Raw genomic sequence first — 12,326 nt, forward strand, 5'->3', positions numbered from 1 at the left:
CCGAGACCCGACGACGGTCGGGCGCTTCACCTCCGCCCGGACAGGCGAAGGCGGGAGATGTCGTCATGCCACAGAGAATGGCTCAGAGAATGCCGGTCTCCTTCGCGACCCGGCGATAACCCGCGCCTGCGGTAAATCCGCCGTCGATGACGAAATCCTCGCCGGTGATGAAGCCGGAAGCGTCGGAGGCCAGAAACAGCACGAGCTGGGCGACCTCATCGGCCTCGCCCGCACGCGCCATCGGCGTCATGCCGATCATCGGGCCGAGATGCGGCGAATTGCGGTTGAGGTCGGTGACGATGAGGCCGGGACAGATCGCATTGACGCGAATGCCCTGATCGGCGAACTCCATCGCCGCCGTGCGCGTCAGCCCGCGGATCGCCCATTTCGAGGCGGTATAAGCCGGGTCGTAATGACCGGAAAAGGCACTGTTCGACGAGATGTTGACGATCGAACCGCCGCCGGTCTCGGCCATCATCGGAGCCGCGAGTTTGATACCGATGAAGGCCCCGGTGGCGTTGACCTCAAGCACCTTTTTCCATTCACCAACCGACATATCCGCGATGGTCTTGCGGTTGATGATGCCCGCGTTGTTGACAAGGATGTCGAGCCGCCCGGTCCAGTCGCGGATCAGCGCCAGCGCCTCGAGCCATGCAGCCTCGGAGGTCACGTCGAGCTTGAGAAATTTTGCGTCGCATCCCTCGGCGGTGAGCCGCGCGGCCAAAGCTTCTCCCTCGTCCAGCACGTCGCAGATCAGCACGGAAGCCCCGGCCGTGGCGAGCAGTTCGGCTTCGACCGCACCTTGCCCGCGCGCCGCGCCCGTGACCAGCGCGGTCTTGCCGGTCAGATCGGTCAAAGCCTCTTTGAGTTTGCCAAAATCGCTCATGCCTGCACCATCCTTTGTCTTTGTTCCCCAAGCCCCGTGGCCCCGAGCGTCATCACCTGACCGGGTTTCAGGAACACCGGCGGCTTCATCCCAAGCCCCACGCCCGGCGGCGTGCCGGTGGCGATGATGTCGCCGGGCTCAAGCGTCATGAATTGAGAGATGTAACTCACCAGCGTGGCAACGCCGAAGATCATCGTGCGGGTGTTGCCGGTCTGGCGGCGTTCGCCATCGACATCGAGCCAGAGGTCGATGTCGGCAAGATCGGCGATCTCATCCCTGGTCGCGAGCCATGGCCCGACCGGACCGAAAGTGTCATGCGACTTTCCCTTGGTCCATTGCCCGCCGCGCTCCGACTGGAAGGCACGCTCGGACACGTCATTGACCAAAGCGTAACCCGCCACATAATCGAGCGCCTCATCCTCGCTGACGTATTTGGCCCGCGTGCCGATCACCACGCCCAGCTCGACCTCCCAATCGGTTTTCTCCGACCCGCGCGGGATTTCCACGTCATCGTTCGGCCCGCAGATCGCGTTCGACGCCTTGGCAAACAGGATCGGCTCGGCGGGCGGCTCCTTACCCGTTTCCCTGGCGTGATCGGCATAGTTCAGGCCGACGCAAATGAACTTACCGGGCCGGGCAATCGCCGATCCGAGCCGAGGATCGCCCATGACCTTCGGCAGAGAGGCCGGGTCCAGAGCCGCCAGTTGAGCAAGCGCCGAAGGGGCCAAAGCCACCCCGTCGATGTCACAGACATGGGCGGAAAGGTCGCGGATCGCGCCCTCCCCGTCCAGCAGGCCGGGCTTTTCGGCCCCGGCCGCACCATATCTTACCAACCGCATGATCAGGCCCGACGATAGCCTTCCAGCGCCTCGTCCGGCACATCCGGCAGGTTGGTCACCAGATTGTCCGGCGTCCGGCAGGTCAGCCACACCAGTTCCTCGGTGGTGGACATGTTCACTTCGACATGCGGCATGAAGGGCGGCACGAAGACGAAATCGCCCTCATACATGTCGATGAACTCCTTGTAATCCTCGCCGAAATAAATCCGGCCATGGCCCTTGAGCACGTAACCGCCGGTTTCGCATTCCTCGTGGTGATGCGGCGGGGAGCGGTGACCCGGCTCGTTGGAGACGCGCCCGAACCAGATTTTCGTGGCGGGCGTGTGCTGCGGGCTGACGCCGGATTTACGGACACATTCGCCCGATTGCAGCGTGGTTTCATCGAGCTCTCCGGCCCGGGTGACGACGGGAACGACTTGGTCGGTCATGATGGGATCCTCCCTGAGGACTGCTGACTGAGAAATACGGGTGAACTGCGCAGGTTGCGCAGGGCAAGGATCAGGATGCATATTTTATTTTAAACTTCAATCTTTTTATTCTACCCATCGCATCGCAGATGCAGGCCCAAAAGGCTCGGAGAGTCGTCATCACCACATCCAAAAACCTTTCATTATCGCTTAAAATAGTGATTTTGCAGGCGCAGAAACGTAAAAATGCGTTTATTATTTATGCAAACGCATAGAGTTTCGCTTCGAAGACCCCAAGAAATTCTCTTTTGTTAATTTTTGGACTTGAAGTAAAAAAATACATGCGCTTGCATACATCCAGTCTGAAACACGACCAATACAAATCATCAGGGAGCACGAAATGACCACTCAGGACACCCTCGCACAGCTTGCGACAGGCCTGCTCACCGGCGCGATCAAGGTGATCGACTGCGCCGCCACCCTCGGCCCGAAAACGCCGCTTCTGAAACTACCGCCGGAGATCGCCGACGACACGCCGCCGATCGAGATTCACAAGATCTCCGAATATGGCGACCGCGGGCCATTCTGGGCCTGGAACTGGCTGAAACTCGGCGAGCATTCCGGCACGCATTACGATGCCCCGCACCACTGGATCACCGGCAAGGACTACCCGGACGGTGCCGTCGACACCATCGACCCGCAATATTTCGTGGCCCCAGCCAATGTCATCGACTGTTCGAAAGAGGCCGCCGCCGACCCGGATTTCCTTTTGACCAAGGACGCGCTGATCGCCTGGGAACAGGAGCACGGCGAGATCAAGGCAGGCGAATGGGTGCTGATGCGCACCGATTGGGACCAGTATAACGAAGACGCCGGCACATTCCTCAATGCCGACGAGACCGGCCCTCACACCCCCGGGCCCTCGGTCGATTGCATCGAATACCTGATGGAAAAGAAGGCGCTCGGCTGGGGCACGCAATGTGTGGGCACCGACGCGGGCGCCGCGGGGGGCTTTGAACCGCCCTACCCGGCCCACAACCTGCTGCACAAGAACAACCGCTACGGCCTGGCCTCCCTCACCAATCTCGACAAGCTGCCGCCGAAAGGCGCGGTGTTCATCACCGCACCGCTGAAGATCGAGAACGGCACCGGCTCGCCCGTGCGTGCCCTCGCACTGGTCGCGGCATAAGGGAGAGAGGCGCATGACACCGACCTGCGACATCGCAATCATCGGCTCCGGCATCAACGCGCTTACGGCGGGGGCGATGCTGGCCAAATCCGGCAAGAAGGTTGCGCTCTTCGAACGTGAAGAGGTCGCGGGTGGCTGCATGCGCACCGAAACACTGGCCGAGGGGGTGAGCTATGACCCCCTCGCCACCACCTTCGTTCTTTGGGTGACCGGGGCGGCGCATGGCGCCTTGGGCGAGGACCTTGCCCGCCATGGCGTCGAATTCTGCGCCACCGACACACCCACGGGCGTCCTGCTCCCTGATGGCAGGGCGCTCACCTACAAGATGGACCGCGCCGCCAATGTCGCGGCCTTCAACGCGGCCCATCCCGGCGATGGCGACCAGCTTGCCGCCGATCTCGATGCGTTTGCCGCCGATGCGGAACTGCTGTTCGGGCTGATGGGCGGCGATCCGTGGTCGAAATCCACCGCGAAACTCCTCACCAAAGAGGCGTGGAAACGTAAACCGCATGGGCTGGCCACGACCATGGGCGGGGCGTTGCAGTCGATGCGCGGCTGGCTTGAGACCTCGTTTGCGTCTGACCTGAACCGTGCGCTCTGGGCACCGTGGTGCCTGCATGCGGGGCTTGGGCCGGAGGCGTCGTTTTCCGGCCAGATGGGTCAGGTGATCGGCTTTGCCCTCGAGCTTGCCGGGGCTCCGGTGGTGAAAGGCGGCGCGGCCAATATGGTGCGCGGGCTGATCGCCATCATCGAAGAGCACGGCGGCACGGTCACGACCGGGGCCGAGGTGGCCGAAATCACCCTAGCGAATGGCGTGGCGACCGGTGTGAAACTGGCATCCGGCGAGGTGGTGACCGCGGGCAAGGTGCTGGCCTCGACCACGCCGAACCAGCTTTACGGCACACTTGCGCCCATGCCGGAACGTCAGGACGATCTGCGCAGATACCGCTATGGCAAGGGCGATTTCCAACTGCATTACCTGCTGAACGGGCCCGTGAAGTGGAGGACGGAAGGGATCGAGAAGGTTCAGCTTCTTCATATCACACCGGGGCTCGACGGGGTGTCGAAAGCGGGCAACGAGGCCGAGCGCGGCATGCTGCCCGAGGTGCCGACGATCTGTGTCGGCCAGCCCTCTGCCGCCGATCCGACCCGCGCGCCCGAAGGCCAGAGCGTGCTCTGGCTCCAGCTCCCCGAAGCGCCCCGCGTCGTCAAGGGCGACGCCAAGGGCGAGATCGACGTGCCCGAAGGCGGCCAATGGACCGAGGCGCTGCGCGAATCCTATGCCGACCGGATCGAGGCCATTCTCGCCGATCACATCGAGGGCTTCCGCGACCAGATCGTCACCCGCCGCGCGATCTCTCCCGCCGATCTCGAAGGCTACAATATGAACCTTGTGGGCGGCGATCCCTATGGCGGGGCCTGCAACCTCGAACAGTTCTTCCTCTGGCGGCCCTTCGCGGGCAGCAAGCGCCACGATACCGGCATCAAGAACCTCTACCACATCGGCGCCTCGACCCATCCGGGACCGGGCCTGTCGGGCGGATCGGGCTTTCTGACCGCGAAGGAGCTGGGCGCATGATCGACAACCCCGAGGAGCTTGAGGACTTCACCCCCTATCTGATGAACCGCATCATGGCGCGTTATAACAAAGGCGTCGAAGCCGCCTTGAAAGAGGTCGGCGTCTCGGTCGCCCAGATGCGGGCGCTCGCGGTTCTGGCCGAGGGCGGCCCCTGCACGATCAACGAGCTGTCGGTGATGACGGTAATCAAGCAATCGACCCTGTCACGCACTCTGGACGCGATGGAGGCCGCCGGGCTGATCCGTCGTGAGGCGGGCGAGACCGACAGCCGCATCCGCAAGATCCATCTGACCGAGACCGGCGCAGCCGCCTATCACGCCGCATGGCCCGCCATGGAACACATGCGCGACACGATGCTGGCAAGCCTCTCGGAAGCCGAGCGCGCAACGCTCAAGGACATGCTCTCGCGGGTGCTGCACGACATCCGCCACCACGATTTTTAAACGCACAGCGCCCAAACGGGAAAACCAAGGAGACACCCCATGGCTGAAAGATCCTTCGCCAAGGAAGTCCAGAAACTCAGACAAGGCGACGGGGAGGTCTTCACCGGCGAAGGCATCCTCGGCATCACCAAGGCCCTGCTGGAAAACGGCGTCGGCTATGTCGGCGGCTATCAGGGCTCGCCCATTTCGCACCTGATGGATGTTCTGGCCGATGCGCAGGAGATCCTCGGCGAGCTGGGCGTGCATTTCGAAGCCTCCGCCAACGAGGCCACAGCCACCGCCATGCTCGCGGCCTCTGTGCATTATCCGATCCGGGGAGCCGTCACCTATAAATCCGTCGTCGGCACCAACGTCGCTTCGGACGCGCTCTCTAACCTCGCCTCGGGCGGGGTCACGGGTGGCGCGCTGATCATCGTGGGCGAGGATTTCGGCGAAGGCTCCTCGATCATGCAGGAACGCACCTATGCGTTCGCCATGAAATCGCAGGTCTGGATGCTCGACCCGCGCCCGAACCTGCCCTGCATCACCAAGGCGGTGGGCGACGGGTTCGAGCTCTCGGAAGTATCGAACACGCCCGTGATGTTGCAGGTCGGCATCCGCTCCTGCCACGTTCACGGCCATTTCACCGCCAAGGACAACAAGCGTCCTTCGATGACCGTGTCCGATGCGCTGGAAAACCCGCGCCGCGATCTGAACCGCATCGTCCTGCCACCCGCGACCTATCTGCACGAACAGGAAAAGCTCACCAAACGCCTGCCCGCCGCGCAGAATTTCATTGTCGAGCGCGAGATCAACGAACGCTTTGGCAGGAAAGATGCGAAAGTCGGCCTGATCCTTCAGGGCGGCGCCTATAACACCGTGATCCGGGCTTTGAACCGTCTGGGCCTTGCCGATCTCTATGGCGACACCGAGGTCGACATGATGGTGCTGAACTGCATCTATCCGCTGGTGGATGAGCAGTTGATGGACTTCTGCGAGGGCAAGGACGCGGTTCTGGTGATCGAGGAAGGCCACCCGAATTACATCGAACAACAGATCGCCACCATGCTCTACAAGCGCGGCAAAACCGTGAAGCTCGAAGGCAAGGGCGTGCTGCCGATGGGCGGCGAATACACCGGGCAGGTGATGGTCGACAGCCTCGGGGCCTTCTTCGCGCAATACGCGCCCTCAATGCTGCCGGTTGCGAAAACCGCCACCAACGAGGAACCCGTCGCGATCCCCGATCTGTCGAAAACCCTGCCGGGGCGTCCGCCCGGGTTCTGCACCGGCTGCCCGGAACGCCCGATTTTCGCCGCCACCAAACTCGTGGAGGAAGAGCTGGGCGAGCACCACATTTCCTCCGACATCGGCTGTCACCTGTTCTCGATCATGCCGCCCTTCGATCTTGGCGCGACGACCATGGGCTACGGCCTCGGCCCCGCCTCCGCCGCCGCCTTCCACAATGAGAACAAAAAGGGCCGTCGCTCGATCTCTTTCGTCGGCGATGGTGGGTTCTGGCACAACGGGCTGACCTCGTCGGTGGGCAATGCGGTGTTCAACAAATCCGACAACGTGATCGTCATCGTCGACAATTTCTATTCCTCCGCGACCGGCGGTCAGGACATCCTGTCGTCCCGCGCCGTCAACAAGACCAAGCAGACCCAGAACTCCATCGTCGAGGCCTGTAAGGGCATGGGCGTGAAATGGGTGCGTCAGGTGGACCGCACCTATGACGTGACCAAGATGCGCGACACTTTGAAAGAGGCGCTGACCACCGATGCGGAAGGCCCCAAGGTCATCGTCGCCTCGTCGGAATGCATGTTGAACAAACAGCGCCGCGTCAAACCGGAGATGGCCAAGGCCGCCAAGGAAGGCAAACGCGTCGTCCGACCCCGGTTCGGTGTCGATGAAGACGTCTGCACCGGCGATCATGCCTGCATGCGGCTGTCGGGCTGCCCGTCTTTGTCCGTGAAGGACACGGGCGATCCGCTGCGCGACGATCCGGTGGCGGCGATCGACCAGACCTGTGTCGGCTGCGGCAACTGTGGCGAGGTGGCGGATGCCGCCGTGCTCTGCCCATCCTTCTATCAGGCCGAGATCGTCAGCAACCCGACGGAGGGCGAAAAACGCCGCGCCGCGCGCGCCTCGAAAATCATCTCCTGGCTGCAAAGCCGCCGCGACGCGAAACGCGTGGCCTTTGCCTGAGGACTATACAACATGAACATGCAAGCCAAACCGATCATCGCCCGCCGCTCCCCCGGTCCCGACGGGGAAAAGGTCATCACGCTGGCGGCCCTCGCCGTCGGCGGTCAGGGCGGTGGCGTCCTGACCAACTGGATCGTCGATGTCGCCGAAGCCAATGGCTATAACGCGCAATCCACCTCGGTCGCGGGCGTGGCGCAGCGCACCGGAGCGACGATCTATTACGTCGAAATGTGCCGCGACACCGGTCGCCAGCCGGTGTTTGCGCTCTCGCCCGCCGTGGGGGACGTGGACATTCTCATGGCCTCGGAGCTCATGGAGGGCGGGCGCGCCATCATGCGCGGCTTCGTGACGCCGGGCCGCACCACGCTCATCGCCTCAACCCACCGCATCCCCGCCGTGTCGGAAAAAATCGCCCCTGGCGACGGGCGCGCCAACGGGCCGGAGGTGATTGCCGCGATGGACATCGCCGCCGATCACGTGATTGCCTTCGACATGGAAACCGTCGCGAAACAGGCGGGATCGGTAATCTCCTCGTCGCTTCTGGGCGCTCTGGCGGGCTCCGGCGCACTGCCGTTTTCGCGCGAAAGCTATGAAGAGGTGATCCGCAAATCGGGCCGGGGCGTCGAGGCCTCGCTGCGGGCCTTTGGCGAGGCTTACGAAATCGCCAAGGGCAACAAACCCGCCCCGGTCTTTGAAGAGGCCCCGGCGAAGCCCGTCCCGGTGCTCAACGTGCCGGAGAAACTCAAGGCGAAATGGGCCACGCTGGAAAGCCGCCTGACCGCCCTGCCCCTTGAGGTTCAGGAGATGGCGGGTCTGGGTCTCAAGAAGGTCGTGGATTATCAGGACGTAGACTACGGCAGCGAGTATCTCGACAAGCTGGACGAGATCGTGGCCCTCGACAAAGCCCCCTATGAGATGAGCGTGAGTGCCGCGAAATACATCGCCCGCGCGCTCTGTTACGACGACATCCTGCGCGTCGCCGACATCAAGACCCGCGCCAGCCGGTTTGAGCGCGTCAAGGGCGAGGTCGTCGTGAAAGACGATCAGGTCCTGATGCTGACCGAATATTTCCACCCGCGTTTTGAGGAATTCACCACCACCCTGCCCAAGGGCCTCGGCACATGGGTGCAGGGCAAAAAGGGTTTTGAGGCCTGGTACACCAAACGCTTCGACAAGGGCCGCCGCATCCGCACCGACAGCCTCCGGGGCTTTCTGATGCTCTGGATCGTGTCCTCCCTGCGCCCGATGCGCCGCAAACTCCTGCGCCATCAAAGCGAAATGGCCCATGTGGCTGCATGGTTCGCAACCGTCAAAGAGGTCGCCAGGACCGATCCGGCGCTGGCCTCCGAAATCCTCGCCAACTACCGGCTGATCAAGGGCTATTCCGACACCCACGCCCGTGGCCTGTCGAAATTCGCCCGCGTCATGGGCGCGCTCGATATGCTGAAGGGCCGCACGGATGCCGCCGACTGGATGCGCCGGCTGCGCACAGCCGCGCTTGAGGATGAAAAAGGCAAGGCACTCGATGGCGCTTTGGCCACTGTCAAAAGCTTTGCGGGGTAAGTCATGAGCGAGATTGTCCTCATCGGCGCCGGGATCAACGGGCTGGTCGCCGCCGCCGAACTGGCTCTGCGCGGCAAAAAGGTCCGCATTCTGGAACGCGGCCCGACGCCGGGCGGGGCGGTGCGGACCGAAGAGCTGACGCTACCGGGGTTTCGCCATGACGTGGCCGCCATGAACCTCTCGATGTTCGCGGGCTCCGCCTTCATGGCTGCCCATGGCGCGGACATGGCGAAACACGGCATGGAATTCGTCCCGATCGACCGCCCCTTCGCCCAGGCGATGGCGCCGGGCGATTACCTTGGCGTCTCGACCGACCCCGAGGAAACGCTGGCAACCTTCGCCTCCGAGGCTGACAAGGTCACATGGCGGCAGATGATGGCGGAGTTCCCCGAACGTATCGCCGTTCTCGGCCCGCTCTTCGGCACGCCGATGCGGCGCGGCCCCCTGCTCAAATATCTCTGGAAAAGCTGGCGCGCGCTGGGCACGGCGAAGACGCTCGAGACGCTGCAATTCCTGCTCTCGACCCCGCGTGCCTGGCTTGAGGACACGTTCGAGGACCCACGCCTGTGCACCGCGCTCTCGACATGGGGGCTGCACATCGACTTTGCCCCCGACGTCGCGGGCGGTGCGGTCTTTCCCTATCTCGAAGGCATGGCGGGCCAAGCCATGGGTATGGTGATCGGCAAGGGCGGAGCGGATGTGGCGACCCGGGCGCTGGTCTCGATCATCGCAGCCCACGGCGGGCGGATCGACTGCGACACCGAAGTGACCGAGATCCTTCATGCGAACGGTCAGGTCACGGGTGTTGTCGCCAATGGTGAAAAGATTGAGACCTCAACCATTCTTGCCTCGCTGGCACCGAAACATCTCCTGCGCCTCATAGGCGGCAGTTCCGGCAACGCACGATACGACCGCGGCCTCGCCAAATTCCGCCATGCCCCCGGCACAATGATGGTGCATCTGGCGCTCGACGCGCCGGTGCCATGGCTGGCCGAGGCGCTCAAGGGCTTTGCCTATGTCCATATCGGGCGCTCCATGGATACGGCAGCGGCGACCTATGCACAGGCTCTGGCCGGGTTCTTGCCGGAGACTCCGCTTCTGGTGGTCGGCCAGCCCTCGCTCTTCGACCCGAGCCGCGCACCCGAAGGCAAACATACGCTCTGGGTTCAGGCCCGCGTTGTGCCTGCCGAGATCAAAGGCGATGAAAAAGGCGAGATTTCCGCAAGAAACTGGGCGGATGCGAAAGAGGCCATGGCCGAGCGCGTGCTCGATCTGATCGAGGAACAGGCCCCCGGGTTCCGCGCGCATATCCTCGCTCGCCATGTGGTGTCGCCGCTCGATCTGGAGGCCGGAAACCCCAATCTCGTCGGCGGCGATCAGGTCTGCGGCTCGCATCACCTGACCCAAAACTTCCTGTTCCGCCCCGTTCTGGGATTTGCCGATGGCCACACCCCGCTTGAGGGCCTGTCGCTGATCGGCGCGGCCGCCTGGCCGGGCGGCGGCACCGGGGCCGGATCGGGGCATTTCGCCGCCCAGATGATCAAATAACCTGCACAGAGCGGGCAAGAACGGGAAAATCCGGCGCATCTGCATCTTTATGCTTTAAATATGAAATAACTATATCCAAAATAAAACCAACCGAGTCCGGAAAACGGGCCGGAGATCGCCAACAGGAGAGACATATGACGGCCAACGGACATCTGACACGGCGCGGCTTCATGGGCGCGTCCGTCGCGCTCACCGCGCTTCTGGCTTCGGGTGCAAGCGTGCTGGCACAGGACGGCACGAACCTGACCATCGCCTATAACATCCCGGTGCAAAGCTGGGACCCGACCACCGGCCCCGCCGCCGTGAACCCGGTTTTGCAATCCATCTATCTGGCGGTGTTCGATCGCTACATCGCACAGGCCCCCGACCTGTCCTTCGGCCCCGGCCTGCTGACCGACTGGGGCTTCAGCGCGGACCAGTCGAAGATCACCATGACCGTGCGCGACGGCGTGAAATGGCACAACGGTGCCGCGCTCACCCCCGAAGACATTGTCTGGTCGCTGGAGCGCGCCGCCAATCCGGAGACCGGCAACCCGATGCAATTCGTCTGGTCGAAGATCGGCAATTTTACGGTCGTGGGCAACGTCATCACCGCCGATGTGCTGGATTTCGAACCGGCGCTGTTCAAATGGATGGCCTTCCTGACCGCTTTCGTGCTGCCGAAAGCCTATTACGAAGAGCTCGGCGCGGAAGGCTTCGAGAAAGCCCCCATCGGCACCGGCCCTTACATGGTCGACGCTTTTGAGCAAGGCGCCTATGTCCGGCTCAAGGCCTTCCCCGACTATTGGGGCGACGCGCCGGCATTCGAGACCGTGACGATCAAATTCGTCACCGATGCGGCGTCGCGCGTGGCCGAGGTGGAAAGCGGCAATTCGGACGTCACCGTCAACATCCCCTATGAGGAATACGACCGTCTGATCGCCAAGGACGGGCTTTCGGGCGTGGCCGTGCCAATCACCGACATCGGCATGATCTTCCTCAACGACACCGGCCCGATGCTCGACAAGAACGTGCGCCTTGCCGCGCATCACGCCATCGACAAGCAATTGATCATCGACCGGCTACTGCGCGGTTATGGCGTACCGCTTTCGACGCTCGAAGCGCCGGGCTACGCGGCCTATGACGAGAGCATTGTCGTGACCTACAACCCTGAAAGGTCGAAGGAACTTCTTGCGGCCTCGGGCTATTCCACCGACAATCCGGTCAAGTTCACCATCCAGACCACCCGCGGGCTCAAGCCCAAGGATTACGAGATGGTGCAGGCCATCGTCGGCATGTGGCGCAAGGTCGGAATCGAAGCGGAGATCGAGGTCTACGAGATCGCCAAGCATTACGAATTGCGCGCCACCGACCAGCTCGCGCCCGCCGCCTTCTACAACTGGGGCAACTCCATCGGCGACCCGTCGACCGCCACCGGTTTCTCAATGTTCGGCCCCTCGCCGCATGCGGTCTGGGACACCGAGGACCTTGTGAACAGGATTGCACCGCTCTTTGTCGAACGCGACGAGGCGGCCCGCATCCAGGGCTACAAGGACGTGTCGCGCTACATCGCCGAAGAAAGTTATGTCATCCCGCTTCTGCAATATGTCATGCCCGTCGTGTTCTCAAACACCGTCTCGGTCACGCCCTATACCTCCGGCGATCTTCTGCCGCAGGCGATCACCCCCGCGACCTGATCGCGGCGTTCA

10 protein-coding genes are annotated in these 12,326 nt (G+C 62.8%); 7 read left to right on the plus strand and 3 right to left on the minus strand.

The features are described from left to right. Positions 1–82 precede the first annotated feature (82 nt). Genes CEW89_RS04485 through CEW89_RS04495 form a run of 3 tightly spaced genes read right to left on the minus strand, consistent with a single transcriptional unit; the run spans position 83 to position 2,153 of the window. The gene (locus CEW89_RS04485; RefSeq protein ID WP_096805050.1) at positions 83–886 is read right to left on the minus strand and encodes an SDR family NAD(P)-dependent oxidoreductase; all 804 of its coding nucleotides are present in this window, start codon (positions 884–886) and stop codon (positions 83–85) included. Beyond that, positions 883–1,725, minus strand: a complete 843-nt coding sequence (locus CEW89_RS04490; protein WP_096805051.1) for a fumarylacetoacetate hydrolase family protein — start codon at positions 1,723–1,725, stop codon at positions 883–885. Before CEW89_RS04490 ends, CEW89_RS04485 begins: the two co-directional genes overlap by 4 nt. A gap of 2 nt (positions 1,726–1,727) precedes the next feature. Beyond that, the gene (locus CEW89_RS04495) at positions 1,728–2,153 is read right to left on the minus strand and encodes a cupin domain-containing protein (protein ID WP_066709252.1); all 426 of its coding nucleotides are present in this window, start codon (positions 2,151–2,153) and stop codon (positions 1,728–1,730) included. 379 nt (positions 2,154–2,532) lie between these two features. On the opposite strand from CEW89_RS04495, the gene CEW89_RS04500 reads away from it, so the two are divergent. The 7 genes from CEW89_RS04500 to CEW89_RS04530 all read left to right on the plus strand — a co-directional run bounded on the left by CEW89_RS04500 (position 2,533) and on the right by CEW89_RS04530 (position 12,314). Next, positions 2,533–3,321 carry a cyclase family protein gene (locus CEW89_RS04500; protein WP_066709255.1) on the plus strand — a complete coding sequence of 263 codons (789 nt, stop codon included), beginning with the start codon at positions 2,533–2,535 and terminating at the stop codon, positions 3,319–3,321. A 13-nt stretch (positions 3,322–3,334) separates the two neighbouring features. Further along, positions 3,335–4,900: a phytoene desaturase family protein gene (locus CEW89_RS04505; protein WP_096805052.1), complete on the plus strand. Its 1,566-nt coding sequence runs from the start codon at positions 3,335–3,337 to the stop codon at positions 4,898–4,900. Continuing rightward, positions 4,897–5,343, plus strand: a complete 447-nt coding sequence (locus tag CEW89_RS04510) for a MarR family winged helix-turn-helix transcriptional regulator (protein ID WP_096805053.1) — start codon at positions 4,897–4,899, stop codon at positions 5,341–5,343. Before CEW89_RS04505 ends, CEW89_RS04510 begins: the two co-directional genes overlap by 4 nt. Positions 5,344–5,382: 39 nt before the next feature. After that, positions 5,383–7,527, plus strand: coding sequence for a thiamine pyrophosphate-dependent enzyme (locus tag CEW89_RS04515; RefSeq protein ID WP_096805054.1), 2,145 nt, complete (start codon positions 5,383–5,385; stop codon positions 7,525–7,527). Positions 7,528–7,539: 12 nt separating this feature from the next. Continuing rightward, the gene (locus CEW89_RS04520) at positions 7,540–9,090 is read left to right on the plus strand and encodes an indolepyruvate oxidoreductase subunit beta family protein (protein ID WP_096805055.1); all 1,551 of its coding nucleotides are present in this window, start codon (positions 7,540–7,542) and stop codon (positions 9,088–9,090) included. 3 nt (positions 9,091–9,093) lie between these two features. Beyond that, a complete protein-coding gene (locus CEW89_RS04525; protein ID WP_096805056.1) occupies positions 9,094–10,638 on the plus strand; it encodes a phytoene desaturase family protein in 1,545 nt (514 codons plus the stop codon). A 134-nt stretch (positions 10,639–10,772) separates the two neighbouring features. Beyond that, positions 10,773–12,314, plus strand: a complete 1,542-nt coding sequence (locus CEW89_RS04530; RefSeq protein ID WP_096805057.1) for an ABC transporter substrate-binding protein — start codon at positions 10,773–10,775, stop codon at positions 12,312–12,314. The last annotated feature ends 12 nt before the right edge of the window (positions 12,315–12,326 follow it).

The sequence above is a fragment of the Celeribacter ethanolicus genome (assembly GCF_002407265.1).
GTDB lineage: Bacteria > Pseudomonadota > Alphaproteobacteria > Rhodobacterales > Rhodobacteraceae > Celeribacter > Celeribacter ethanolicus.

Excerpts from the sequence above, each read along its gene's own strand:
- CEW89_RS04495 (WP_066709252.1), bottom strand. The coding sequence starts at position 2,153 with ATGACCGACCAAGTCGTTCCCGTCGTCACCCGGGCCGGAGAGCTCGAT.
- CEW89_RS04485 (WP_096805050.1), bottom strand. The coding sequence starts at position 886 with ATGAGCGATTTTGGCAAACTCAAAGAGGCTTTGACCGATCTGACCGGC.
- CEW89_RS04520 (WP_096805055.1), top strand. The coding sequence starts at position 7,540 with ATGAACATGCAAGCCAAACCGATCATCGCCCGCCGCTCCCCCGGTCCC.
- CEW89_RS04505 (WP_096805052.1), top strand. The coding sequence starts at position 3,335 with ATGACACCGACCTGCGACATCGCAATCATCGGCTCCGGCATCAACGCG.
- CEW89_RS04490 (WP_096805051.1), bottom strand. The coding sequence starts at position 1,725 with ATGCGGTTGGTAAGATATGGTGCGGCCGGGGCCGAAAAGCCCGGCCTG.
- CEW89_RS04500 (WP_066709255.1), top strand. The coding sequence starts at position 2,533 with ATGACCACTCAGGACACCCTCGCACAGCTTGCGACAGGCCTGCTCACC.
- CEW89_RS04515 (WP_096805054.1), top strand. The coding sequence starts at position 5,383 with ATGGCTGAAAGATCCTTCGCCAAGGAAGTCCAGAAACTCAGACAAGGC.
- CEW89_RS04510 (WP_096805053.1), top strand. The coding sequence starts at position 4,897 with ATGATCGACAACCCCGAGGAGCTTGAGGACTTCACCCCCTATCTGATG.
- CEW89_RS04525 (WP_096805056.1), top strand. The coding sequence starts at position 9,094 with ATGAGCGAGATTGTCCTCATCGGCGCCGGGATCAACGGGCTGGTCGCC.
- CEW89_RS04530 (WP_096805057.1), top strand. The coding sequence starts at position 10,773 with ATGACGGCCAACGGACATCTGACACGGCGCGGCTTCATGGGCGCGTCC.